Below are 24716 nucleotides of genomic sequence, written 5' to 3'. Positions count from 1 at the left end.
GGTTGCGCCTTAACCAGTCAAACCTGGACCTTCTCGCCAGCGCCCTCGAGGGCATGTACGGGAGCGCCGAGGCCGAAAGCAGAACACTGGACCAGGACAGGGCAGTCCTGGACGAGGTTGAAGGGGATCCCCTGGACATCCTCCTGGCCACCGTTCTATCCCAGGCCACCTCGGACAGGAACAGCGCCCGCACCTACCGGGCCCTCAAGGAGAGGTTTTCCGGCTGGGAGGAGGTAATGAAGGCCCCTGTGTCCCAGGTGGAGGAGGCCATTAGAGAAGGGGGGCTTTCCGGGCAGAAGGCCGGGCGCATAAAGGAAATGCTCCAGGCCATCTTCAAGGACAGGGGCTGGCTGAGCCTGGACTTCCTAAAGGACTGGGATACCCGGGAGGTCTTCGGGTACCTGACCTCCTTCAAGGGTGTTGGGGCCAAGACCGCCGCCTGCGTTCTCCTGTTCGGGTTAGGCCGCCCCTCGTTCCCAGTGGACACTCACGTGTTCCGGGTTATGCGGCGGCTGGGGATGGCCAAGGGCTCTAAGACCCCGGGCGGGCTACAGGCGGCGGTGGAAGGGATCATACCCAGGGGCATGGAGTACGACCTCCATATCAACCTGATACGCCACGGGAGGAGGACCTGCGGGTCCAGGAACCCTCGCTGCGGGGATTGCGCCCTAAGACCCCGCTGCGAGTACGGAAAGAAAAAAGCTCCCTGAGGGAGCCCGCGCGTTAGCACTGGTGATAGGCCTAGCGGGGGTTTGCCTTGGCTGCTTCTACCTCTTCCCGGTCAGGCTGGCAGTCTTTGGCCGATGCGATGTCCTTTTCACAATACGGGCACAGCCAGGTTTGGTAGACGGTGGCCGCCGAGTAGGAAAGCCCGTCGCAAAAAGGGCACTTCTTCCATGGCATGGCGCTAAACCTCCTTATGGATGTGCCCCGGCAATCTAGATAATACCATATTTCTGGAATCCACGCTATGGTTTTGTCAGGAGGCGAAACAGGTTGGGATCCTTCGTGCACCTGCACGTGCATACCGAGTACAGCCTTCTTGACGGGGCAGGGCGCCTGGAGGCCCTGGTCAAGCGGGCGGTTGACCTGGACATGCCCGCCCTGGCCATAACGGACCACGGGAACATGTACGGCTGCGTGGACTTCTACAGGCTCTGCCGCCAGCACGGCATAAAGCCCGTTATTGGCTGCGAGGTCTACGTTGCCCCAAGGGGCCGGAAGGACCGGGAGCCCAGGCTTGATGACGACCCCTACCACTTGGTGCTCCTGGCCAGTGACCAGGAGGGCTACCTTAACCTCATGAAGCTTGTGTCCCTGGGCTCCCTGGAGGGCTTCTACTACAAGCCAAGGGTGGACCGGGAGCTCCTGGCCAAGCACTCCAGGGGCCTCATAGCCCTCACTGCCTGCCTGGCCGGGGAGGTGCCCCGCAGGCTCACCTCCGGGTACGATGCCGCCAAGAGGGCCGCTCAGGAGCTCCGGGAGGTCTTCGGGCGGGACAACCTCTACCTGGAACTCCAGGACAACGGCATGGCCGCGCAAAAGAGGGTCAACGAGGGGCTCATCACCCTGGGCCAGGACCTGGGGATCCCCCTGGTGGTCACCAACGACGTGCACTACGTGCGGAGGGAGGACGCCAAGGCTCAGGATGTGCTCCTTTGCATCCAGACCAACAAGGCCATCACTGACCCTGGACGGCTGCGCTTTGCCACAAGCGAGTTCTACATGAAGTCCGCCCAGGAGATGGAGGAGCTCTTCGGCGACTACCCTCATGCCCTGGCCAACACCATGGCCGTGGCCGAACGCTGCCAGCTGGCCATGGAGTTCGGCAAGATCCTCCTTCCCCGTTACGACATACCCCAGGGCCATGACGCGGCATCCTACCTCAGGCACCTGTGCCAGGAGCGACTTACCCTGCGCTACCCCTCAGGGGGTGACGAGGTCACTCAGAGGCTACAGTACGAGCTGGGCATCATCAACCGCATGGGCTATGCCGGCTACTTCCTTATTGTGTGGGACTTCATCGAGTACGCCAGGAAGAGGGGTATTCCGGTTGGGCCGGGACGGGGATCCGCCGCCGGAAGCCTGGTTGCCTACCTCCTGGGGATCACGGACATTGACCCCCTGCGCTACGGGTTGCTCTTCGAGCGGTTCCTGAATCCCGACCGCATCACCATGCCTGACATGGACATTGACTTCTGCTTCGAGCGCAGGGGCGAGGTCATTGACTACGTTGTCAGGCGCTACGGTGAGGATTGCGTGGCGCAGATCATCACCTTCGGCACCATGGCGGCCAGGGCCGCCATAAGGGATGTGGGCAGGGCACTGGGCATGACCTACGCCGATGTGGACAGGGTGGCGAAGATGGTACCCTACCAGGTGGGAATGACCCTGGACAAGGCCATGGACCAGGTGCAGGAGCTCCGTTCCCTCTACCTGTCAGATGAGAAGGTAAGGGAGCTGGTGGACCTCGCCAGGGCCCTGGAGGGCCTTCCCAGGCACACATCGGTCCACGCCGCAGGGGTCGTGATCTCACCGGACCCTCTTTCAGAGCACGTTCCCCTGCAGAGGATGCCCGAGGGGGCAATAGTCACCCAGTTTCCCATGGAGGTCCTGGAACGCATGGGCCTCCTGAAGATGGACTTCCTGGGCCTGAGGACCCTCACTGTCATCGATGGCGCTGCCCGGGGCGTGTCCGGGGAGACCAGGCAGGTCCTTGATATTGACTCCCTTCCCCTGGATGACGAGAAGACCTACGCCATGCTCCAGCGGGGAGAGGCCCTGGGTGTGTTCCAGCTGGAGTCCCGGTGGGTCAGGGACCTTCTCAGGGAAATGAGGCCGGAGTGTTTCGAGGACCTGGTAGCCGCGGTTGCCCTCTGCAGGCCCGGTCCCATGGAGCACATACCCCAGTACGTTGAGAACAAGCGGAAGACCCCCAGCTACCTTCACCCCAGGCTCGAGCCCATCCTTAGGGACACCCATGGCATCATGATCTACCAGGAGCAGATCATGCAGGTGGCTGCCGCCATGGCTGGTTTCACCCTGAGCCAAGCGGACCTCCTGAGGCGGGCGGTGTCCAAGAAGAAGAAGGAGATGCTGGACCAGCAGAAGGAGGCCTTTGTGGATGGCTGCCTGCGGAACGGGGTAAACGAGAAGTCCGGGGGCGAGATATACGAGCTCATCATGAAGTTTGCCAATTACGGTTTCAACCGCTCCCACGCAGCTGCCTACGCCCTGGTAGCTTACAGGACTGCCTACCTCAAGGCCAACCACCCGGTCCACTTCATGGCCGCGCTCCTCACCAGCGTGGGGGGATCCAGCGACAAGGTGGCCCTCTACGTGGCCGAGTGCCGCCGCATGGGTATCCAGGTGCTGCCCCCTGACATCAATGAGAGCGACGAGGTGTTCACCGTTGTGAACCACCAGGGCACGAAGGCCATCAGGTTCGGGCTGGCCGCGGTGAAGAACGTAGGGAAAGGAGCCATCCAGTGCGTGCTGGAGGCCCGCAAGGATGGCCCCTTCCTCTCCCTCACAGACCTGTGCGAGCGAGTGGACTTGAGGTCTGTCAACAAGAGAGTCCTGGAGAGCCTGGCCAGGGCCGGAGCCCTGGGTGGCATGGGGAGGCGATCCCAGATCCTGGCTGGCATGGACAGGGCCCTGGAACTTGGGCAGGACCTGCAGAGGCAGCGCTCTTCGGGGCAACTCAGTTTCTTCGACCTGGATGCCGGGTCCTTCGGGAAGCCCGCCGGTGAACTTCCTGACCTGGAGGAACTCCCCCGGGCGGAGCTCCTGCGCATGGAGAAGGAGATCCTGGGTCTCTACGTCAGCGGCCACCCCCTCCTGGACCGCCAGGAGGATGTGGAGAGGATCGCCACCGCGACAACGGCGGAGCTCCCGGACCTACCCGACAATAGTGAGGTCAGCCTAGCGGGCATCGTGACCCAGTGTAAGAGGATCACATCCAAGAACGGGGAACCCATGGCCTTCGTGAGCCTGGAAGACTTGGTGGGTTCCATCGAGGTTGTGGTGTTCCCCAAGGTGTACGCGCGCTGCCGGGAGTGCCTGGAGGGCGAGGCGGCGGTGGCCGTCAAGGGCAGGCTGGATGTCCAGGAGGAGGATGTGAAGGTCCTGGCGGACGAGGTGTGGGTCCTGGGGGAGGAGCCTGCAGGCGAGCCGGAGAACGGGGAAAACGGGGAGATAGGCGATGTTTTCATAAAACTGAAGGGCGGGTCCAGGGAGTCCCTGGCAAGGCGGCTGGGCCAGCTCAAGGAGGTCCTGGCGGCACACCCCGGGGCCTGCCCGGTGTACATGAGGGTGGAGGGAGACCAGCGAGCGGTTCGCGTTCCCCAAGAGTACTGGGTGGCCCCGGGGGCCCAGCTTGTATCCGATGTCGAGTCGCTCTTGGGGCGGGGTTCCATAGCGCTCTCAGGATCACCGCCCCCGGGCCTGAAGAGGAGTATGGCGGCGAAGGGGCGAAAGAGTACTCCCGAGCGAGACTAGGGAGGGAAGCGCATGTGGACTGTGGTTTACATAGCGCCGAACAACTCCATCGCCGAAATGCTCAGGGATGTGCTGGCGAGGGAAGGACTCCTGGTGATGCTGAGGCCTGCCGGCATCCCCCATTTCGGTGTCTCCTGTAATGTGGAGATACTGGTACCGAAGGGTGAGGCTGAGGAAGCACACGAACTCGTGCTGGGCATCCTGAGGGAGGTATAGGGGCCTCGCAGGGAAGGCACAAGGAGACTTCTATATGCGTCGCACAAAGATCGTCTGCACCCTGGGCCCGTCCACCCGGGACAGGGACACGATTCTCAGGCTCATAGAATCCGGTATGGACGTGGCCAGGATCAATCTCTCCCACGGGTCCCGCCCTGAGCACCGGTCACTCTTGGACGGCCTCAGGGAGGCAGCCAGGACTTCCGGTGGCCAGGTTGCAGTTCTCCTGGACGGTCAAGGCCCAGAGGTTCGCCTTGGCCGGTTCGCCAGTGGCCCTGTGTGCCTGGAGGAGGGCGCCCTCTTCGTGCTGGCCTTCAGGGAGGGTTTGGGGGACAGCGGCATAGCCTACGTGAACTCCCCGGGACTCGCCCGGGAGATAGGTCCGGGCCAGCGGATCCTTGTGGATGACGGCAATGTCGTGCTCCTGGCCGAGGGGATCCAGGGGGATGAGGTGCATTGCCGTGTCATAGGGGGAGGCTGGGTTTCCGCTGGTAAGAAGGTCAGCATGCCAGGGGTGTCCCTGCCGGTACCCTACATATCAAGCCAAGATGCCAGTGACATCCAGTTCGCGGCCCAGGAGGGCGCGGACTTCTTTGCGGCCTCCTTCGTCAGGAATTCGGGCGACGTGATCTCGGTCAAGCGTGTCCTGGAGCAGTCCGGGGGCACCGCCGATGTCATAGCCAAGATCGAGACCCGCCAGGCCCTGGAGGACCTGGACAACATCCTGAAGGTGGCTGACGGCCTGATGGTGGCCCGGGGCGACCTGGGGGTGGAGCTAGAGCCTGAAGAGGTGCCCCTGGCACAGAAGGAGATCATCGCCCGGTGTAATGCCAGGGGAAAGCCAGTCATAACAGCCACCCAGATGCTGGAGTCCATGGTGGCCAAGACCCGCCCCACCCGGGCGGAGGCCAGCGATGTGGCCAACGCCATCCTGGATGGAACCGACGCGGTGATGCTCTCCGCGGAGACCGCCGTAGGGGAGCACCCTGTGGAGGCCTGCGCCATGATGGCCCGCATTGCTGCCAGGGCCGAGTCTGCCTTGAGGCACGAGGACATCCTTCACTACCTAAGGCGGGAGACGAGGCTCGCCTCGGTCACCGAGGCCATCAGCTACGCCACCTGTGCCATGGCGGCGGACCTGGGGGCCAAGGCCATCATAACTGCCACGACCTCAGGGCATACTGCCCGCATGGTTGCGAAGTACCGTCCCGTCGCCCCGGTGGTGGGAGCCACCCCTGACGAGACAGTACTGAGGAAACTCCTGCTGGTCTGGGGTGTCAAGCCCCTCCAGGTAGGCCGGGTGGCGGGCACGGACCAGATGATACAAGACGCAATAGGGGCCGCCCTCAAGGCGAAAACCATAAACCAGGGAGACCTTGTGGTCTTGAGCGCGGGTATCCCCGTGGGGGTGCCGGGGACCACGAATATGATAAAGGTTCACACCGTCGGGGATGTGCTTCTAAGGGGCACAGGGATAGGGTTGTCCTCAGCCTCGGGCATGGCCCGCCTGGCGAAGCGGGTTGAGGATGCCTGCGCCCTGGTGCCGGGGGAGGTGCTGGTGGCCACTGGCACTGACCGGGAGTACACCCCCTACATGGAGAAGGCCTCAGCCATCATCACGGAGGAAGCCGGGCTTACCTCCCATGCCGCCATAGTAGGCCTCAGCCTGGGCATCCCCGTAGTGGTGGGGGCCAGGGGGGCCATGAGCCTCCTCCATGACGGGATGGAGGTGACGGTGGATGCCTCGGCGGGACTAGTCTACCGGGGGAAGGCCACCGTACTCTGAGAGGGAGGCCCTGCCTTGTTCTGGAGAATCCTGCTTCTTTTCACCCTGGTGCCGCTGGCGGAGGTCGCCGTCATGATAGAGGTGGGCCGGCGCATCGGTACGAGTTCCACAGTGGCCCTGATCCTCCTCACTGCAGTCCTGGGTGCCTACCTTGCCCGGTCGGAGGGTTTCGGGGTGCTCCGCCGCATTTCCGAGGACCTGGAGAACCACCGTGTGCCTGCCCGGGGGCTAATGGACGGCGCACTCGTGCTGGTGGGCGGTCTCTTGCTCTTGACCCCTGGCTTCATCACGGATACCATGGGGCTCCTCCTGCTCCTTCAGCCCACTCGCGCATGGATAAGGGGTTATGCCGGGCGGTGGCTGCTCTCCCGGGTCACAGGTCCCACAGTGTGGATAGTAAGGCCGAGGAAGAGAGAGTGAGATGGGGCCCCCAGAGGGGCCAGGGGGGCGAGCTGTGGGGATTCTCGAATCCATCGGTCCCAGCGTCCAGCAGGTCGCCGAGGCCATCTCCGCCGCGCTGGGCGTGGAGACGGAGATAGTTGATGACGAGCTCACGATAGTGGCGGGGACCGGGAAATACCAGAGGGAGATCGGCACCAAGGAAGAGGGGGGCCGGCGGGAAGCGGACTTCATGTACGCTAGGGTACTCCGCACCGGTGAGCCCTGCGTTGTTGAGGATCCCGCCTCAGACCCAACCTATGACCCCACCTCACTGGTTGGGGAGACCGATGAGGTGGGGGAGATCTGCTGTCCCATCAAGATGGGGGAGCGTGTGATTGGCGTGGTGGGCCTGGTGGCCTTTGACCCAGAGCAACGGGGGGCCCTCCTGGGCAGGAAGCAGCGGCTCCTGGACTTCCTGGAGAAGATGGCTTTCCTCCTGGCGAGCAAGGCCCGGGAGACAATGGTCATGGAGGAACTCACCATATTCTCCAACCGTCTCAGGACCATCATCGAGACCATCCACGAGGGCGTCATCGCCATCGACCATGAGGGCATCATAACCCACTGCAATCCTAAGGCTGAGGTTTTGGTGGAGAGACCCCGGAAGGACCTGGTAGGGACGCACATTGCCCATCTCTGGCCGGCCTCGCCAATCCTGGATGTGCTCCGGACCGGCCAGGGCTACACCGAGCGGGAGGAGATCCACCATTCCGGGGCCAACCGGCGGCACCTGGTGGTCACCTCAAACCCCATCGTGGTGGGTGGCCGGGTAGTGGGGGCAGTGGCGTCATTCAGGGGCATCGCCGAGGTCAGGAAACTTGTGTACAACATATCCTCCCGGTCTGAGACATCCTCCTTCGATGACATCCAGGGGGAGAGCGAGGCAATTAGGAGCCTGAAGGCCCAGGCAAGGCAGATCAGCCGGGGCAACTCCACTGTCCTGGTAACCGGGGAGAGCGGCACGGGCAAGGAGCTCTTAGCCAGGGCCATTCATTGCTCCAGCCCCAGGGCGGCGGGCCCCTTTATAACCGTGAACTGCGGGGCGATACCCGAATCCCTCCTGGAATCCGAGCTCTTCGGCTACGAGGGAGGGGCCTTCACCGGGGCCAGGAAGGAGGGGAAGCCCGGCAAGTTCGAGCTGGCGGACGGCGGCACTATCTTCCTTGATGAGATTGGTGACCTCCCCTTGCACCTCCAGGCCAAGCTCCTTCACGTCCTCCATCTGAGGACCGTTGACAGGGTGGGCGGCACCCGGGCCATCCCCGTGGATGTGCGGGTGATAGCCGCCACCAACCGGGACCTGGACGCCATGATAGGGGAGGGGGAGTTCCGCTCGGACCTCTACTTCCGCCTCAACGTGATACCCCTGGCAGTGCCGCCTCTCAGGGAGCGCCCCGAGGACATACCGGTTCTCCTGAACCACTGCCTTTCCCGGCACACCACGCTCCTGGGAAAGCGGATCACCGGGTTTCACCCACAGGTCATGGCTGCCTTCACCGCGTATGACTGGCCGGGCAACGTCCGGGAGCTGGAGAATGCGGTGGAGTACGCTGTCAACATGGAGACGGGCTCCGTGGTGACCCTGGAGAGGGTGCCCCAGCGGATACGCAAGGCCACGCTCCGGGGGAAAGAGGACTCGGGCTCCCTCAAGAGCAGGCTGCAAAGGCACGAGAGAGAGATCCTGGAGGAACTCCTGGCCAGGTTCGGCCAGGGCCGGGAGGGGAAGGAGAAGGTGGCCAGGACCCTGGGCATCAGCAGGGCCACCCTCTACAGGAAAATGGTGGAACTAGGCATCTCTTCTCCATTGTAAGACGTTGTCCCACTTGTGAGAATGGGTTCACTGTTGGACCTGGAGCACTGGCTGAGAGGGATAGTGCCGTGGCGACGCCCCTAGGGCGGCTCGCCTTTACCATTTCTGGGACCATGGCGGGCCCATACTGAAGGTTTTGCCCAGTTACAGGGGGGGCATGCGCCTGGCATGACTATTGCGTGTATATGAACAAGGGTTTCCAGACTCAGGGGGTGGTCTATGCGTGACACAGCGGGTTTCCGGGGGCCTTGGGCTTTGTCAAGGACTTCAGCCCAGGACGGGCCCGGGAGACGAGATGACCTCACATAAAAAGCAGGGTAAGGCCGGAGTGGGCCACATGGGAAGCCGTCTACATAGGTACCGTGCCGGGCTTCCTCGTCTCCATATTCCTCATGATCGTCGTGTCACTCAGCCAGAAGTCCTGCTGGCCCAGGCCCCTGGCGGGCATGGATGGGGCCCATGAAGTTCTTCAACTGGGTAGGCTGGGGTTTTGGGGAAATCGTCCTAGAGGAGAAGTCCAGGGAGAGTGCTGGCGGCCTCTGGCCTCTGGTGCCGCCAGCGGTTTGGAACAAATGAACCTGGGAGGGATAGACCATGAGCCAGAAGAGCAAGGCGGAAATAGTCCGGGACAGCCAGAAGGCCCTCGACATGGTCGCCAAGGCGACCTTAACCGAGGAAGAGAAGGCCTGGATGGTCCAGAAGGCCGTGGATGGGTTCAAGGATCACGTCAATCCAGGCTTCCTGGAGTACAGGAAGTCAGTCTCCAACGACTACACAGCCGTGGAGTGGAAGGACTTCGGCTGTACCTTCCAGGACATACACGGCAAGGAATACATCGACTGCCTGGGAGGATACGGGATCTACAACTGTGGTCACCGTCATCCCAAGATCCTCAAGGCAGTCAGGGACCAGCTGGACCGGCAGGCCTTGTGCAGCCAGGAACTCTTGGACCCGCTCAGGGCAATCCTGGCGACCCTGGTGTCGGACCTGACCCCTGGCAACCTGCAGTACTCCTTCTTCACCAATAGCGGCACGGAGAGCGTCGAGGGCGCACTGAAGCTCGCCCGGCTGGCCACAGGGCGCACCAGTTTCATCGCTGCGACCAGGGCGTTCCACGGCAAGAGCATGGGCTCGCTCACGGCCACCTCCAAGGCGGTTTTCCGCAAGCCCTACCTGCCCCTGGTGCCCGGTTTCCACCACGTGCCCTTCGGGGACGCGGGCATCATCGAGAAGATGCTGGAGAGCTGCCAGTTCATCGGCGAGGACGTCGCCGCTGTCCTCCTGGAGCCCATCCAGGGTGAGGGCGGGGTCATAGTCCCCCCCGCCGGCTACTTGCCCAAGGTAAAGTCCGCCTGCGAGAGGTATGGTGCCCTCCTCATCCTGGATGAGGTCCAGACGGGCATGGGGAGGACCGGCAAGATGTTCTGCTGCGAGCACTGGGATGTAGAGCCAGACATCCTCGCGCTGGGCAAGGCCTTCGGGGGTGGGGTGATGCCCGCCGGGGCCTTCGTGGCCAGCGCCAGGGTGTGGGAGAAGATGACCCCCAACCCCTTCCTCCACACCACCACCTTCGGGGGGAACCCCCTAGCGTGCGCCGCCGCCATCGCCACCATAAACGTGCTCTTGGAGGAGAACCTCTGTGAACGCGCCGCCAAGATGGGCGACCGCCTGTTGAAGGGGCTGGAGGAAGTCACGGCGAAGTATCCTAGTGTGGCGCTGGAGGTCCGGGGTAAGGGCCTCATCATCGGTGTGGAGTTCACCAGCGACGAAAAGGGCTACGAGGTTGCCAAGGGCCTGTTCGACAACGGGGTCCTCGTTGCGGGTACCCTGGTGAACGCCAAGACCCTCAGGTTTGAGCCGCCACTGACCATATCCACTGAACAGGTAGACAGGGTCATTGGAGTTATGGGAGAAGTACTGGAGAAGGCAAGCAGGTAGGAATGGGCTCTGTATGTGGCAAGGGAGGGAGGGGATACAATGAATCTCAAGTTCCTGGCAGATAAGTGCACCGGATGCCAGCTGTGCCGGCTGGCTTGCTCAGCCCAGAAAGAGAACGCCTTCTATCCCGCCAGGGCCAGGCTCAAGGTGGAGTCCTACTATGACACCAGTGGGCTCAGGGTAGAGGGAAGGGTCTGTGATAACTGCGGCGCCTGCATCGAGGTATGCCCCGTGGAGGCCATCTCCCGGCTGGACGGCCGCCTTCACGTTGACCCGGACATGTGCACCCAGTGTGGCGCGTGCATTGAGGAGTGTCCCCACGGCGTGATAGTGGATCGCGGGGACGAGGCGGTAGGCATCTGCGACCTATGCGGGGGAGACCCCCAGTGCGTCGACTGGTGCCCCGTGGGAGCCGTTGTCCTGGAGGTGGGGCAGTGTGACTAGCTACGCTGGCAAGATACTCAGGGTGGACCTAGGGTCCAAGACCTACAGATTAGAACCCCTGAACCTGGAGTGGGCTCGGGACTACTACGGTGGCAAGGGACTGGGTTATCGCTACCTGGCGTCCCTCATCGACGGTGACACCGATCCCCTGTCGCCCCAGTGCCCGCTAGTCCTGATGACTGGTGTTTCCGCAGGCACGGTTGTGCCCTGCTCAGGGAAGCTGGCAGTGATAACCAAGTCCCCGGCCACTGGGACGGTGCTGGACTGCTCCATAGGGGGCAGCTTCGGGTCAATACTCAAGTACGCGGGTTACGATGGCGTGATATTCACAGGGAGGGCACAGAAACCCGTGTATGTCTACATTAATGACGGCAAGGTAGAGTTCCGGGATGCTGAGGGCCTCTGGGGCAAGGGCGCCAGCGACACCGAGATGGCCATCCGGGAGGAGCTGGGTGCCAGGCCCCCTGTGCTGGCCATCGGACCCGCCGGGGAGAACCTGGTTCCCATGGCCTGCATCACCAGCGAGTTCTACCGCCAGGCCGGCCGGGGCGGCGTGGGGGCCGTCATGGGGTCCAAGAACCTGAAGGCCGTGGCGGTCAACGGGACAGGCAAGGTGAATGTGCCTGGCATCAGCGCCTTCATGGCAGACCTCAAGAGGCTGGTCAAGGAGGACGTCCTCACGGACTCGAACCTCTGGGCACAGACCGATGGCACCCCTGCGCTGGTGGAGGCCACAAACAGCGCTGGCATACTCCCCACACGCAACTTCCAGGAGGGAACCTTCGAGGCCTTCGAGAACCTCACCTCTAGCACCCTCAAGGGCCACCGCGTGGGCAAGAAGGCCTGCCACAGCTGTCCCCTGGCATGCGGCAACTATGTCGAGGTGAACCAGGCTCGAGTGGAAGGGCCTGAGTACGAGACCCTTGCCCTGGTGGGATCCAATTGCGGGATCTCCGACCTGGAGGCCGTAGTCGCTTTCAACGCCGCCTGCGATGACCTTGGCCTTGACACCATATCGGCTGGCGGGGCCATGGCCTTCGCCATGGAGCTGGCCGAGAGGGGTGTCCACGACCTAGGCTTCCGGTTCGGAGACACCACGAAGTACCTGGAAGCCCCAGGGCTCATCGCCCGCGGGGAAGGGATCGGAGCTGAACTGGGCAAGGGCGTCAAGCACCTGGCAGAGAAGTATGGAGGGGCAGAGTATGCCATGCACGTGAAGGGCCTGGAGTTCCCAGCGTATGAGCCCAGGGGATCCTGGGGCATGGGGCTGGCCTACGCCACCTCTGACCGGGGTGCCTGCCATATGAGGGCATGGCCGGTAGGGGACGAGGCCCTGGGCAACGTGAACCCCTTCACCATCGAGGGCAAGGCACAGCTGGTCATCGATGGCCAGCACAAGAACTCTATCAAGTTCTCGCTGGTCCTCTGCGACTTCTGGGGGAGCTCCAACTTCGAGACCATGGCTGCTGTGGCCTCAGGGTGCCTGGGCCGGGCCATCACAGCTCAGGAGATGGAGAAGGCGGGAGAGAGGATATGGAACCTGGGCAGGCTCCTCAACGTCAAGGCTGGCTTTCGCCGGGAGCATGACGTGCTGCCCGCAAGGGTCCATGATGACCCGATGCCCTCAGGCAGTGCCCAGGGGCAGGTGATCCCCAGGGATGAATTCGAGAGGATGCTTTCGGAGTACTACTCCCTGAGGGGATGGGACCACCAGGGCGTGCCCACGGCCTCGAAGCTGGAGGGACTGGGGATCGACAAGGACGTGGCGAAATAGGGGGAGCTCCCTGTAGGGCCCCATTGCCCCTTGGCGTAAGACCGGGATTCGAAGGAGGAGAAACCGCCTGCCCGGGCGAAAGGGAGGGAGTCACTTTGCCCCGTATAGAGGTGACGCTCCACGGGTCGCTCAGGCGTTACGCTCCGGGAGGAAGTGCTCTCACAGAGGTTAGGGTGGATGAGGGCATGACCCTGGGGGGCATCCTGGAACTTTTAGGCATAGCCAGGCATTCTGTGTCTTTCGGAGCCGTCAATGGCCGCAAGGCGGCCTTTGACCGGGTGCCGTGTGACGGTGACAAGGTGGCTTTCTTCTCCCCCTTTTCGGGGGGATAGGACCGGGAAGGGGTGAGGATCCCATGGAGATGTGGTTCACGGAAAAGCATACTGATTACCTTGCGGCCCAGGTCAAGGTTAGGAGGACGCTGCACCGGGAGAAATCCAGGTACCAGGATATCGCTGTCCTTGACACCGACGAATTCGGCCGCACCCTGGTACTGGATGGCATCATCCAGACCACGGAGAAGGACGAGTTCATCTACCACGAGATGATGGCACACGTGCCCCTCTCGGCCCACCCGGACCCCAGGAGGGTGCTGGTGGTGGGTGGGGGTGATGGCGGCAGTGTCCGGGAGGTTCTAAAGCACCCCACTGTCGAGTCCGTGGACCTCGTGGAGCTGGACGAGAGGGTCATCGCGGTTTGCCGCGAGTTCCTCCCCTCCCTGAGCCACTCGCTCCAGGACAGCAGGGTGCGGGTGAACATCGATGACGGGGTCCGCTACGTGAAGGAGCACGAGGGCGAGTACGACGTGATCATCATCGACTCCACAGACCCCATAGGGCCGTCCATAGGTCTCTTCAGCCTTCCCTTCTACTCCTCCTGCGAGAGAGCCCTGAAGGACCAGGGTATGATAGTGGCCCAGTCAGAACCCCCCTTCTTCCAGCCCGGCCTGGTGAGGGAGATCTTCAACACGGTGTCCAGCGTTTTCCCGGTGACCCGTCTGTTCAGGGCCACGGTACCTGTTTATTCGTGCTGGGACTGGAGTTTCACGGCAGGCTCCAAGGGGCTTGACCCATCCCAGGTCAGGAGCCCCGCTCCCTGGAACACCCGTTACTGGAGCCCCGAGATGCACGCTGCATCCTTCGTGTTGCCGCCCTTCCTCAAGGACCTCCTGGGTACCTAGGGTCTACTCCTTGATCTTGCGATAGAGGGTCGCCTGCCCTATCCCCAGGGCCTGGGCGGCCCTTCTCTTTCCCTCTAAGGTATTGCCGAAGCGCTGCAGGTACTGCCCGATCAAGGAGCGCTCGAAGAGCGCCACCCTCTCCCTGAGAGGGATCTCGGGTCCCTGCTCAGGAGGGGAGGTCCTAACCCGCGACGGCACGCTGGCCAGGGTAATCACTGAGCCTGACTCCATGTTCACCGCGTATTCCACCACGTTCTCCAGCTCCCTGACATTCCCCGGCCAGTCGTACCTGTAAAACAGGTCGAGCACCTCCTTGCCAGCCCCCCCTACGAACTTCCTGGCCAGGCTTGAGTGCTTGCTGAGGAAGTGGTCCACGAGTACCGCGATGTCGCCCCTGCGCTCCCTTAGGGGAGGCACCCTGAGGGGTATCACGCTGAGGCGGTAGAAGAGGTCGATCCGGAATTCCCCCTCCCCCAGCATTTCCTCGAGGTCGTGGTTGGTGGCGGCTATGACCCGCACATCCACGGGGGTCACCTTCTGGCTCCCGATGCGTTCGACCTCCCTCCGCTGGAGCACGTGGAGGAGCTTGACCTGGAGGTGAAGGGGCAGGTCGCCAATCTCGTCCAGGAAGATGGTGCCCCCGCTGGCCAGTTCGAACTTCCCCGCCTTTCCCTCCCGGCGGGCCCCCGTGAAGGCTCCCCCCTCGTAGCCGAAGAGTTCCGACTCCAGGAGTGTCTCAGGTATCGCGCCGCAGTTCACAGTCACGAACGGTCCCGATGCCCTGGGGCTTGCGGCATGGACGGCCCTGGCAAAGAGGTCCTTGCCTGTGCCGCTCTCCCCCATGATGAGAACGGTGGAATTCGAAGCGGCGATCTTCAGGGCCCTCTCCTTCACCTCTGTGAGGGCCTCGCTGGTGCCCTTGATGTCCTCGAAGGAGCAGCCCCCGCCACCCCCGGTCATGTCCGTGACCATCCTGTACACGTCCCTGCAGTCCCTGAGGGATGCCACCGCGCCGATTGTGCGATCCCCAGAGAAAAGGGGCTTGGCTGTGACCATGAACCGCAGGCGCTCGCCGCCCCGGTCGCAGGTTTCCTCCCGGTCTACGTAGCCCTTACCTGTTGCCACCACCTCCGTGATGGAGGATCTGGGGAGTATGGCTAGGAGGTTTTGGCCCAGGATTTCTGGTCGCCCGAGCCTGATGAGCTCCTCACCCTTCCGGTTACAGTGGGTGACCTGCCCTGCGTTGTTCACGGCGATCACCCCCTCGTGGATGGACTCGATGATGGCGCCCAGGCGGTCAGAGTTCTCCGTCTCCGACACCTTGGATGCCACCAGTGTACCCATGTGCCTCACGAACAGCAGGAACTGCTCCTTGTTGCCAAGGAGGGTCTCCCTCTGGGTCTTGTCGAAGGCCACCAGGCCTATCACCCCTACCACGTCACCCTCGACGGTGATGGGGGCGCACACCTCTGCCAGTTCCTCTGTCTCACCCCGGGCCACCGAGGGGTCATAGGTAGGGTCCTGGGCCGCATCCTCCACTATGTACTCGCTGCCCGTGGTGAGCACCCTTCCATAGAGGTAGCCTGCATCTACCCGTCCTTCCTCCTCTTTTTGGCCCACCTTGTCCCTGTACCTTCCCGTGGCAGCCACGATGGTGAGCTCGTCATCTACTACCTCCGTTTCTATGCCCAGGGCTGCTGAGATGGCGTCAGCGACAGCCTGGACCGTGTGGCAGATACGCCCGAGGCGGCTCAAATCCCATGCCTCCTTTCTCAGGATCTGGCTAAGGATCTTCTTTCAGGAAAGCCCGTTTCCTCTCAGGCCATTCTCACTTGCGGTAACGAGTTATCACTGGGGATAACGCCTGCCCGCGCAGGCGGCTCCCCTCAGGGCGCCTGCCTTATCGAAATTGATAAGGGGGGTGAGAAAAGAGGAGTCCCCGGCAGCGCCAGGCCTGGGTTTCCCTTCCGGCACGGGTATTGCATGAGTGTGAGGCCAGGAGCAAGAGACAAGACCAAGGAGGCGGTACGATGACCACATACCCCAAGGATGAGATCCTGCAGGAGGCATCCAGGGTACTCTCCTACATCAGGGGGTCCGATCTCACAGAAGAGGCCAGGGAACGGATAGTGAAGGATTCCATCGCCAATTTCACCAGCTACGTTAACCCAGGAATACTTGAATACCGCAAGTCGGTGTCCACCGACTACTCCTTCGTTGAATGGGAGGACCATGGCGCGGTGTTCCGGGACACCCACGGGGTTGAGTTCATTGACTGCCTCGGGGGATTCGGCATCTATACCCTGGGTCACCGGAACCCTGAGGTCGTGGAGTCCGTTAGGGCGCAGCTGGGCCGCTACGCGCTGCACAGCCAGGAGCTGGTGGACCCACTCCGAGGCTACCTCGCCAGGCTCGTGTCCATGGTGACCCCCGGGGACCTGCAGTACTCCTTCTTCTGTAATGGCGGCGCCGAGGCCGTGGAAATGGCCCTGAAACTTGCCAGGCTTGCCTCAGGCAGGACCTACTTCATCTCTACGGTGGGCGCGTTCCACGGCAAGTCCATGGGTGCCGTGTCCTGTGCCGGGAAGGGGCTCTACCGGGAGCCCTACATACCGCTGATCCAGGGTGTGCAACACGTTGAGTATGGGGACGCAGCGGCTGTGGAGACCGCAATAAAGAACCTCCAGGCGGTGGGGGAGACGGTGGCCGCGGTCATCGTAGAGCCCATACAGGGTGAGGGTGGGGTAAACGTGCCACCCCCTGACTACATGCCCCGGCTCAGGGATACCTGTGATCGTTACGGGGTCTTTCTCATAGCCGACGAGATACAGACAGGCATGGGCCGCACAGGCACCATGTGGTGCGTGGACCAGTCGGGGGTTGTCCCGGATATCCTGGTGGTGGGGAAGGCCTTCGGGGGTGGCGTGGCCCCCATAACAGGGATCGTGGCCCGGCCGCACCTGTGGGAGAGGATGACGGAGAACCCCTGGATACTGGGGTCGCCCACCTTCGGCGGGAACCCACTGTGCTGCGCGGCGGCCATCACTGCCATCAAGATCACCCTGGAGCTGGACATCCCCGGCATGTGCGCCAGGAAGGGCCAGCGCATTATGGAGGGGCTCAGGGTACTCCAGGGCACCTATCCCGGTGTACTGAGGGACGTGAGGGGCAAGGGCCTGCTCATCGGCATGGAGTTCCCTGACCACAAGGTGGGCTATCAAGTGGCAAAGGGGGTTTTCTCCAGGGGGATCCTGGTGGGAGGGACCCTGAACAACGCCCGGGTTCTCAGGATAGAGCCACCAGCGATCATCAGTGAGGAGCAGGTGGACAGGGTGCTCGAGGTGCTTTCACAGACCTTCGAAGACGTCTCCCGCACCCTGTGAGAGGGCAGCTAAGATCTGGCAATGGAAGAAGGTGGGGGGGCCTGCGGGCCCCCCTCGCTCATGCCTCAGGCCTCGCTCCCCTTAGGTTCCTGGAGGGATTCCCGCACCTTCCGGGCGAAGGTCCTCCCCGCCTGGAAGGCCTCCTCCATGGCTGTGGGGTGGTCGAGGATGGCGCCGGCGGCATCCACCTCTCGGAAGCACAGCTCCCCCGCAAGCCTTATGTTGGTGATTGTGAAGAACAGTTTCACGATCTCCAGGGCATTCTGGCAGAAGCGAGGGGGCTTCATGCCTCCGGTGCAGATGAAGAAGCCAAGCCTGCCTTCTTCCAGCCTTATCCTGGCCTTGCCCAGGAGGTACTTGGCAGCCCAGAAGCACTGGAAGCGGTCTATGGCCATCTTGGTCCTGCCGCTCATGCTCCCGAAGTGTACGGGGGATGCCACAACAAGCCCGCCAGCCTTCTTGACCTCTTCGTAGACCAGTTGCATGTCGTCCTTCACGACGCATATGCCGGTCTTGTCGCAGCCCCCGCAGGCCCGGCAGGGGGAGTATGAGAGGTCCTCCAGGATGAGTGTTCTGGTAACGGCTCCCTCCTCGCCCGCGCCCTCCAGGAACCTGTCCAAGAGGATCCTGGAGTTGCCCTTCCGCCGGGGACTCCCCATGAGTCCGAGGATGCTCACGTTTTCCATTAGAAATACGCCTCCCAATTGGGTTTGACCCTTGACGGGGTCTACGGATCTGGTTCACCATCACCTGGGCACCCGCCCCCACCAGCACCTCGTGAATGCAGGGCGCTTTCCTTGTATAACACCCCGTGAGGACCGGCTTTCCCACCCCTTGGCCCCCTCAAAAGCCGGGACGAGGCCGGTTGGGTCGTGACCCTGGGCGTTGAGATCATACACCCGCTGGCAGGTGTTAGCCTTGTTCGAGGTGGCGCAGGGCTGGAGGATGTTCACAAAGGAGAAGACTGGATGCCTTATAGCCTCCTCCGTATGGAGAGCAGCTGTGGCTTGTTGCCCGAGTGACCCTGGGCCACGAGGTTGGCCTGCTTCAGCCCCCACCTTAGAAACTGTAGTCTTGTGTCACTGGTCCGGCCCCCGTATCGTTATGGAAGCGGGTCCATGATATTGACTTCAATTCTTATAGGAGAAGCGTTTTTCCTTCCCGGTTTCAGTGGCATCTGAAGCCAGGTTCAGAAGGCCCGTGGCGGAGCGGGCCAATGGGTGACATGGTTCCGGAGGGCATGAGCCACAGCACTCCCGTTCATGGCATTTGGGCCTTCTATGCAGGAGAGTTGACCCAGGAATGGAAGTAGACAAGGAGCAGAGGTGCTTCGCCGAGGCAACGCACCCTGTCCCGGTCCAGACGTCTTTAGGTTAGAGGAGAACTGGTGCATGCACTCCATCAGTGAGTTCATGGAGCCCGCAGTCACGTTAACCCCTGAGGACCTCCTGTCAAGAGCCGCTTTTCCGGGCGCCTCCAGGCCCCTGCTGGTGACCAGGGACGGCTCTTTGCTGGGCTACATCCCCCCTGGTACCGAGGGGGGCCTTGGTGCCCAGGCCGGTGAAGTAATGAGGGCGCCTGTGGAGTCGCTGGACGCGGATAGGCCCCTCTGGGATAGCTTGGCGGAGGCGGTCCGCATTTCGGGGCGGCAGGGGGTGGTCCCCTTGACGTCCGCAGGGGCTCTCGCCGGCGTGCTCTCCATGGAGCGACTCCTGTCCCACACGAGCCGCGCCCTGGAGTACCTGGACATCATCTTGGAGCACAATGAGGACTCCATCTGGATCATGGATGGCCTAGGCACGGTTCTTGTGGCCGGGAGAGCCACGGAGAACATGACCAGGATGAAGCCTTACCAGCTTGTGGGCCGGAACGTGGAGGAAATGACCAGGTCAGGCGTGCTTTATCCCTCCGCCGCTCTCAGGGCTATCCTCGCCGGGAAGCCAGCTACGATCCTGCAAGATACTGCGAGCGGCCGGAGGGTGGCGGTGACAGCCACACCGGTTACCCAGGAGGACGGTGCGACGAGGTACGTCCTGGCGGTAACCAGGGATCTCAAGGGGATCCTCGAGGAGATCCGTACCATCTACCCAACTGAGCAGGACGGTGAGTTCGAGGGCATGCGGGCCAGGGCCAGCAGGGTTGGGCTCTTCTCGGACTCCCGGGAGGCCTTCTACCTGGCCAAGGTCGCCCAGGGCCAGCAGGGTCTCGTCTTCCACAGTGAGGAGATGCAGAGGGTTCTCCGGATCGCCAAGAAGGTAGCGGCGGTGGACACCACAGTGCTCCTCCTGGGGGGGGCGGGCGTGGGAAAGGGCCTCCTGGCCAGGATGATCCACGAGCTGAGTACCCGCAGGAACGAGCCCTTCGTGGAGATCAACTGTGCCGCCATACCCCGGGAACTCCTGGAATCGGAACTCTTCGGCTATGAGCCCGGGGCGTTCACCGGGGCGGACCGGCGGGGGAAGGCGGGTCTTGTCGAGCTTGCCCAAGGAGGCACGCTGTTCCTGGATGAAGTGGCCGAGCTGCCCCTGGAAATGCAAGGGAAGCTCCTCAGGCTTCTTCACGAGAAGCAGATCCTCAGGGTGGGAGGAATCAGGCCGATGTCCGTGAATGCGAGGATCATCGCCGCCACCAACCGGGACCTGGACCTCCTGGTGGCCCAGGGCAGGTTCAGGGAGGACCTCTACTACCGGCTCAATGTGGTACCCATCACCATCCCGCCCCTTCGAGACAGGCGGGAGGACCTCATGCCCTTGTGCCTGTACTACCTGGAGATGTTCAACCGCCAGTACGGTGCAGCCAGGACCTTTTCCTCCGCTTCCCTGCACGCCATGGCCAGCTACGACTGGCCCGGCAATGTACGGGAGCTTCGCAACATCATTGAGCGCCTGGTGATCATGGGAGATGTGCCGGAGATCACCGTTGATGAGTTGCCCCTGGACAATAAACGGCGGCCAGCCCGGCCGCAGGGAGAGGCGGTGTCAGTGCATGAGATGGTGCCCCTGAGAGAGATGGTGCGCCAGGCGGAGGAACAGTTGATAAGGCTAGCCCTGAGGCGGTATGGTTCAACGCGGAGGGCCGCCAGTGTCCTGGGTATTTCCCAGTCAACCATAGTGAAGAAGCGAAAGGCCTGGAGAGACCAGGGGCATCAGGGGTGATGACGAGCGTCATCACAGCGTGGCCGGGAAAAGCCCGGTATGGATGCGGAGATGTTGGCGGGATGTAGATGAAATGCCGGTAACCGGCGATCAGGGGGTGCGGACAAAAGCCCCATCCTCTTTTTCTTTGCCCTGCGTTGTGCAGGGATCCTGGCAATGGGTTTGTGGCTCTTGTGGCATGAAGGTTGCTTGGGTTATCCTAGGAGGATCTGTGCCGGGAAGAGATTGACCCGGTATGCCCACAATCAGGGGGTGGTTTGCTGATGGAGAAGGTCTTCATTGCCGGCCTTGGGGATCTGGGAGGCTGGGTTCTGGAATTCCTGGTGAGGACCGGGTTTCCCATGGAGGTCGTGACGGCGGACAAGAACGAGGAGTGGGGTGTGAGGAAGACCAACGGCGCCATACAGGGGGCGCTCCAGATGGGGTTTAACCCCAGGGCGAGGTTCATTCCCGTGGACTTCCAGGACGTGGATGCTACTGCCGAGGTGCTGGAGCAGGTGAAGCCTGACATCGTCTACAATTCCCTGAGCCTTCAGTCATGGTGGGTTCTCACCCAGTTGCCGGAGGACCTCTATGACCGGATTGACCAGGCGCGCTATGGTCCCTGGCTGCCCATGCACCTTGCCCTGACGGAGCGCCTGATGAGGGCGATCCAGGTGTCCAGTCCCCAGGCCAAGGTGGTGAACGCGGCCTTCCCCGACGCGGTCAACCCCATCCTTGCTAAGGTGGGTCTTGCGCCGGAGGTTGGCATCGGCAACGTGGATAACGTGGTTCCCGCCCTGAAGGAGCTGGTGGCCCAGCGGCTTGGCCTCCGGCCTCAAGAGGTGGACGTGTACCTGCTGGCTCCCCACTACGTCAGCTATCATCTTTCCCGCTTCGGTTCCACTGGGGGCGCCCCGTGCTACTTGAGGATACTGGTGCACGGGTCGGACGTCACCGGGGAGTTTGACAGGGATGACCTGTTCCGCCGTTTGCCCGGGGAGATGAAGAGGCCTGGCGGGAAGGAAGCGCACCCGCTGGTGGCGTCCTCGGTGCTCAGGATCATCATGGGTATCCTCCGGGACGCAGGTGACATGGGTCACGCGCCGGGGCCAGAGGGGCTGCCGGGGGGTTACCCTGTCAGGATGACTCGAGAAGGGGTGGAAGCTGTGATGCCGCCAGGGATTACCAGGCAGGAGGCTATCCGCCTGAACGAGGAGGCTCAGCGCTTCGACGGCATCGAGGAAATCCGGGAGGACGGTTCAGTGCGCTTCGGCGAAGCGCACCAGGCGGTCATGAGAGAGGTGCTGGGGTATGACTGCGCCGAGATGCGTATAGAAGAGGCTATGGACAGAGCCGAGGAGCTGTCTCGCCGCTTCGCCAGCCTTGGCCATTCGTGAAGGGGGTGAGGAAATGGAGCCAATCTCCATCGCGGTTCTGGGAGCGGGCAACGGCGGGCACGCCGTTGCGGCGGATATGGCCTTCTCACCTATACCTCTGGGGTGCCGGCCATCCTGGTTGTCGTCCCCTATATAGTGGGGATGTACGTGTTCTCAGCCTTTGCCCCGAGGATACGCGAATCGGCATCAGGAACAACGTGTCTCTCCCCTTGAGTTAATGAACCTCAGGTTCAGCAAGATGGTGGCCATCGTTACACCTGCCCTGGTGGTGTTCACCTGGTGGCTACGGCAGGTACTCAGATCACAGCCACGGCTACGGTATTCCGTACGGTTGGATCTCCCTGGGGCATCTCATATGAGACATGCGCTTGGGTGGCCACGCTCTTCTTCGCATCTTATACCGTGGCGTCTGGTCTCTTCGGAGTCCACTACACCGATCTTATGCAGTTCTTCGTGTTCGTCCCAACCTGTACGTGATCATACCCATCATGGTGCTGGCCCGCGCTGGCGGCTACTCGGGGCTCGTGGCTTTGACACCCCCTGAGATGTGGTCGCTTAAGCCCAGTCCTACCATAATAGGTTACATGGTCACCAACTCCTTTTTTATCATGGTGGGTGCGGAGATGTGGCAGCGTGCCTTCGCCTCAAAGTGAGAGGCCAGCTTTCTGGGGCTTCTTCACAGGCAATACGGTGTTCACCGTGGTAGTGGCGCAAGTAAACCTCTAATCCTCAAGCTCTTAGGTTCTTGCGCGAATGCCGCCATCCTCCCCAGGCACGGTTAACAGGCGGGGCCTCATTGCCCCTAGAGCACTGGCGCATATGAGAGAGTGACCACCGGCACCGGTGGTCACTTGTGGGGGGTATTCCGGACTAGTTGGACGATAGGTAGTTCCGTATGTTGGCCTTGCCCCTGATCTCGGAGAGCCATTCCATAGCCAGGCTGTTAAGGGCTTCCTGGAACAGGATCTCGTGGACGTCATCCCTGGCATCATCGAATCTGGCCTCGGCGTATTCCTTCTTACCCTCCACCTTGATTATGTGATAGCCGAAGGCCGTGCTAACAGGATTTGATGTCTCCCCTATTTGCAGCTTGAATGCCGCATCCTCGAACTCCTGGGCCATCCGCCCCCGCCCGAAGAAGCCTAGGTCTCCCCCTTGCTCACTGTTGGAGGTGTCGGTGGATCTCTCCTTGGCCATGGTGGCGAAGTCCTCGCCTTGGTCTAGGAGTCTTTTGACCTCTATTGCCTCCTCTTCGGTGGAGAGGAGTATGTGCCTGGCATGGACCTCTTCTTGCTGGGCGAAGTCATCCTTGTTGTCCTCGAAGTACTGCCTCACCTGTTCCTCGGTTACCTCTACCCTTTCCTTCAAGATCTCCTCAACCATGAGATTAAGGACAAGCCTCTCTTTGAGAATATCCTCCGTCATGTTGCTGTAGGAAAGGGTCGTGGTATACTCCCACTCGCTGGAGAACTGCTCTTTGATCTTGTCGATCTCCTCCTGGAGTCGGTCCTCGGTAACCGTTACCCCCATCTTGGCCGCCTCCTGCATGATGAGGCGTTCCGAAATCATCCTGTCCAGTTCCGCCTGAGCTCCGGCGTTTTTCAGTTCAGCCAGGAGCTCATCCTTGGTGATGGGCTCGTCGTTGACCATGGCTATGATGTTGTTTCCCGCGGCAGGATCGGCCGTGGGAGAATTGAAGGCCAGAACACCCAAGACTAGACATACGACGAGAAGGCCAATGGTTACGTAAAAGAAGGGATTCCCCTTGGCGACCATGCCGCCTAATCCTGTCTTGGAAGACGCCACAATTAGCACCACCTGCAAGAGTGTCGCCCCTCACTGGGGCGCGAGAGAGGGTCAGGCATGTCCCGAATGATATTATACCACCCTGCCATGGTGCTTTGCCACCGGGAGGTTTCTGGGATATGGAGGGAGGATGGGGATCGCCGCTCCTTGGTCAACACTAAGATGAGAGAGAACTGGGCAAATCTAAAGCATGTATTGGCCTTGGTTGACATTCCAAATGGTTGGTGGCTTTACAACGAGAGCAGGGGCTATGGGCTCGCCATGTCACTAAAGCTAATATGATTGCGTTAGGTTATTTACAAGCTATGAGGAACATATTATAATTGGCAACGAAAGGAGAAGCCGGGTGATTACTAGGATTTGCAGCAAGCCTTTGCCACGTAGGGTTGATCCAAACAGAGAGGGGTCAAGGTGAAAGGCACAGGTGAAACCCAGCACCCGTCTCTACCAAGCAATAGGTCTGGAGCTCAGCTGGCAAAGTCATGTCGTTGGAGGTGAACCTTGCTAGCGTGAGGGAGGCTCTTGGCGATAATGATTGAGCACAGATTCAATGAAAAAGGAGGCAACTAGCATGGCAAACATCGTGAAATCCCATTTTCCGCACATGAGAAGAGGGGTATCCAGGGACATGGTCGGAATCTTCGGAACCAGGATTATAAAGGATCGATGTCAAATCCTCCAATAGAGTGTTTCTTGGGGGGGTGAAGGCATAAGAAGGCTTCGGGATGGTCGAGAAAGGCACCCGGTGGCGGCATTTGGCGGCACCATGGCTGGGGTTTTGAAGCGACTTGATGCTGTCTATGTTGTGAAACCTGTGCTGGATGCCATTGGGTTGAGGGATATCGTTGACCGAGTGGTGCCGATGAAGAGAGGGGATCTCACACATGGACAGGTAGTAGAGGCA

At 61.6% G+C, this 24716-nt stretch carries 19 protein-coding genes; 15 read left to right on the top strand and 4 right to left on the bottom strand.

The window, feature by feature from the left end:
* Positions 1–2: 2 nt before the first annotated feature.
* Positions 3–710: an endonuclease III gene (gene nth / locus AB1576_00480; protein ID MEW6080273.1), complete on the top strand. Its 708-nt coding sequence runs from the start codon at positions 3–5 to the stop codon at positions 708–710.
* A 31-nt stretch (positions 711–741) separates the two neighbouring features.
* On the opposite strand, the gene AB1576_00475 is transcribed toward nth, so the two are convergent.
* Positions 742–903, bottom strand: a complete 162-nt coding sequence (locus AB1576_00475; protein MEW6080272.1) for a hypothetical protein — start codon at positions 901–903, stop codon at positions 742–744.
* 93 nt (positions 904–996) lie between these two features.
* On the opposite strand from AB1576_00475, the gene AB1576_00470 reads away from it, so the two are divergent.
* From AB1576_00470 to speE, 10 genes are all read left to right on the top strand, one after another.
* A complete protein-coding gene (locus AB1576_00470; protein ID MEW6080271.1) occupies positions 997–4500 on the top strand; it encodes a DNA polymerase III subunit alpha in 3504 nt (1167 codons plus the stop codon).
* 12 nt (positions 4501–4512) lie between these two features.
* The gene (locus AB1576_00465; protein MEW6080270.1) at positions 4513–4716 is read left to right on the top strand and encodes a glutamate decarboxylase; all 204 of its coding nucleotides are present in this window, start codon (positions 4513–4515) and stop codon (positions 4714–4716) included.
* A 34-nt stretch (positions 4717–4750) separates the two neighbouring features.
* Positions 4751–6502: a pyruvate kinase gene (gene pyk, locus AB1576_00460; GenBank protein MEW6080269.1), complete on the top strand. Its 1752-nt coding sequence runs from the start codon at positions 4751–4753 to the stop codon at positions 6500–6502.
* 15 nt (positions 6503–6517) lie between these two features.
* Positions 6518–6922, top strand: a complete 405-nt coding sequence (locus tag AB1576_00455) for an FxsA family protein (protein ID MEW6080268.1) — start codon at positions 6518–6520, stop codon at positions 6920–6922.
* A gap of 34 nt (positions 6923–6956) precedes the next feature.
* Positions 6957–8753, top strand: a complete 1797-nt coding sequence (locus tag AB1576_00450) for a sigma 54-interacting transcriptional regulator (protein ID MEW6080267.1) — start codon at positions 6957–6959, stop codon at positions 8751–8753.
* Between the two features lie 594 nt (positions 8754–9347).
* The gene (locus AB1576_00445; protein MEW6080266.1) at positions 9348–10691 is read left to right on the top strand and encodes a putrescine aminotransferase; all 1344 of its coding nucleotides are present in this window, start codon (positions 9348–9350) and stop codon (positions 10689–10691) included.
* Positions 10692–10730: 39 nt separating this feature from the next.
* Entirely contained in the window at positions 10731–11135 is a 405-nt protein-coding gene (locus AB1576_00440) for a 4Fe-4S binding protein (GenBank protein ID MEW6080265.1), read from the top strand.
* Positions 11128–12909 carry an aldehyde ferredoxin oxidoreductase family protein gene (locus tag AB1576_00435; protein MEW6080264.1) on the top strand — a complete coding sequence of 594 codons (1782 nt, stop codon included), beginning with the start codon at positions 11128–11130 and terminating at the stop codon, positions 12907–12909. Before AB1576_00440 ends, AB1576_00435 begins: the two co-directional genes overlap by 8 nt.
* 95 nt (positions 12910–13004) lie before the next feature.
* On the top strand, positions 13005–13241 hold the full coding sequence (locus AB1576_00430; GenBank protein MEW6080263.1) for a MoaD/ThiS family protein: 237 nt from the start codon (positions 13005–13007) through the stop codon (positions 13239–13241).
* 23 nt (positions 13242–13264) lie between these two features.
* Positions 13265–14089, top strand: a complete 825-nt coding sequence (speE, locus tag AB1576_00425) for a polyamine aminopropyltransferase (protein MEW6080262.1) — start codon at positions 13265–13267, stop codon at positions 14087–14089.
* Between the two features lie 3 nt (positions 14090–14092).
* Here speE and AB1576_00420 read toward each other — a convergent pair whose 3' ends face one another.
* Positions 14093–15844 (bottom strand): sigma 54-interacting transcriptional regulator, encoded by a 1752-nt coding sequence (locus tag AB1576_00420; GenBank protein MEW6080261.1) that lies wholly within the window; start codon positions 15842–15844, stop codon positions 14093–14095.
* Positions 15845–16119: 275 nt separating this feature from the next.
* Here AB1576_00420 and AB1576_00415 point away from each other — a divergent pair, with 275 nt between their 5' ends.
* Positions 16120–17472 carry a putrescine aminotransferase gene (locus tag AB1576_00415; GenBank protein MEW6080260.1) on the top strand — a complete coding sequence of 451 codons (1353 nt, stop codon included), beginning with the start codon at positions 16120–16122 and terminating at the stop codon, positions 17470–17472.
* A 65-nt stretch (positions 17473–17537) separates the two neighbouring features.
* Here AB1576_00415 and AB1576_00410 read toward each other — a convergent pair whose 3' ends face one another.
* Positions 17538–18158, bottom strand: a complete 621-nt coding sequence (locus AB1576_00410) for a flavodoxin family protein (GenBank protein ID MEW6080259.1) — start codon at positions 18156–18158, stop codon at positions 17538–17540.
* Between the two features lie 705 nt (positions 18159–18863).
* On the opposite strand from AB1576_00410, the gene AB1576_00405 reads away from it, so the two are divergent.
* Together AB1576_00405 and AB1576_00400 are read left to right on the top strand one after the other, a co-directional pair.
* Positions 18864–20627 carry a sigma 54-interacting transcriptional regulator gene (locus AB1576_00405; protein ID MEW6080258.1) on the top strand — a complete coding sequence of 588 codons (1764 nt, stop codon included), beginning with the start codon at positions 18864–18866 and terminating at the stop codon, positions 20625–20627.
* A 263-nt stretch (positions 20628–20890) separates the two neighbouring features.
* On the top strand, positions 20891–22006 hold the full coding sequence (locus AB1576_00400; GenBank protein ID MEW6080257.1) for a hypothetical protein: 1116 nt from the start codon (positions 20891–20893) through the stop codon (positions 22004–22006).
* An 870-nt stretch (positions 22007–22876) separates the two neighbouring features.
* Here the strand turns inward: AB1576_00400 and AB1576_00395 are convergent.
* Positions 22877–23824 carry a peptidylprolyl isomerase gene (locus tag AB1576_00395; protein MEW6080256.1) on the bottom strand — a complete coding sequence of 316 codons (948 nt, stop codon included), beginning with the start codon at positions 23822–23824 and terminating at the stop codon, positions 22877–22879.
* A gap of 45 nt (positions 23825–23869) precedes the next feature.
* Between AB1576_00395 and AB1576_00390 the strand changes: the two genes are divergently transcribed.
* Entirely contained in the window at positions 23870–24094 is a 225-nt protein-coding gene (locus AB1576_00390; protein MEW6080255.1) for a hypothetical protein, read from the top strand.
* Positions 24095–24716 lie beyond the last annotated feature (622 nt).

This window comes from Bacillota bacterium, assembly GCA_040754315.1.
GTDB lineage: Bacteria > Bacillota > Sulfobacillia > DUSP01 > JBFMCS01 > JBFMCS01.
This window is presented reverse-complemented; position numbering and strand designations above follow the sequence as displayed.

What these genes read in the sequence shown, in the direction of transcription:
- AB1576_00475 (MEW6080272.1), bottom strand. Translation starts at nt 903, where the DNA reads ATGCCATGGAAGAAGTGCCCTTTTTGCGACGGGCTTTCCTACTCGGCG.
- AB1576_00465 (MEW6080270.1), top strand. Translation starts at nt 4,513, where the DNA reads ATGTGGACTGTGGTTTACATAGCGCCGAACAACTCCATCGCCGAAATG.
- pyk (MEW6080269.1), top strand. Translation starts at nt 4,751, where the DNA reads ATGCGTCGCACAAAGATCGTCTGCACCCTGGGCCCGTCCACCCGGGAC.
- AB1576_00445 (MEW6080266.1), top strand. Translation starts at nt 9,348, where the DNA reads ATGAGCCAGAAGAGCAAGGCGGAAATAGTCCGGGACAGCCAGAAGGCC.
- AB1576_00440 (MEW6080265.1), top strand. Translation starts at nt 10,731, where the DNA reads ATGAATCTCAAGTTCCTGGCAGATAAGTGCACCGGATGCCAGCTGTGC.
- speE (MEW6080262.1), top strand. Translation starts at nt 13,265, where the DNA reads ATGGAGATGTGGTTCACGGAAAAGCATACTGATTACCTTGCGGCCCAG.
- AB1576_00415 (MEW6080260.1), top strand. Translation starts at nt 16,120, where the DNA reads ATGACCACATACCCCAAGGATGAGATCCTGCAGGAGGCATCCAGGGTA.
- AB1576_00410 (MEW6080259.1), bottom strand. Translation starts at nt 18,158, where the DNA reads ATGGAAAACGTGAGCATCCTCGGACTCATGGGGAGTCCCCGGCGGAAG.
- AB1576_00405 (MEW6080258.1), top strand. Translation starts at nt 18,864, where the DNA reads ATGCACTCCATCAGTGAGTTCATGGAGCCCGCAGTCACGTTAACCCCT.
- AB1576_00400 (MEW6080257.1), top strand. Translation starts at nt 20,891, where the DNA reads ATGGAGAAGGTCTTCATTGCCGGCCTTGGGGATCTGGGAGGCTGGGTT.
- AB1576_00390 (MEW6080255.1), top strand. Translation starts at nt 23,870, where the DNA reads ATGTCCCGAATGATATTATACCACCCTGCCATGGTGCTTTGCCACCGG.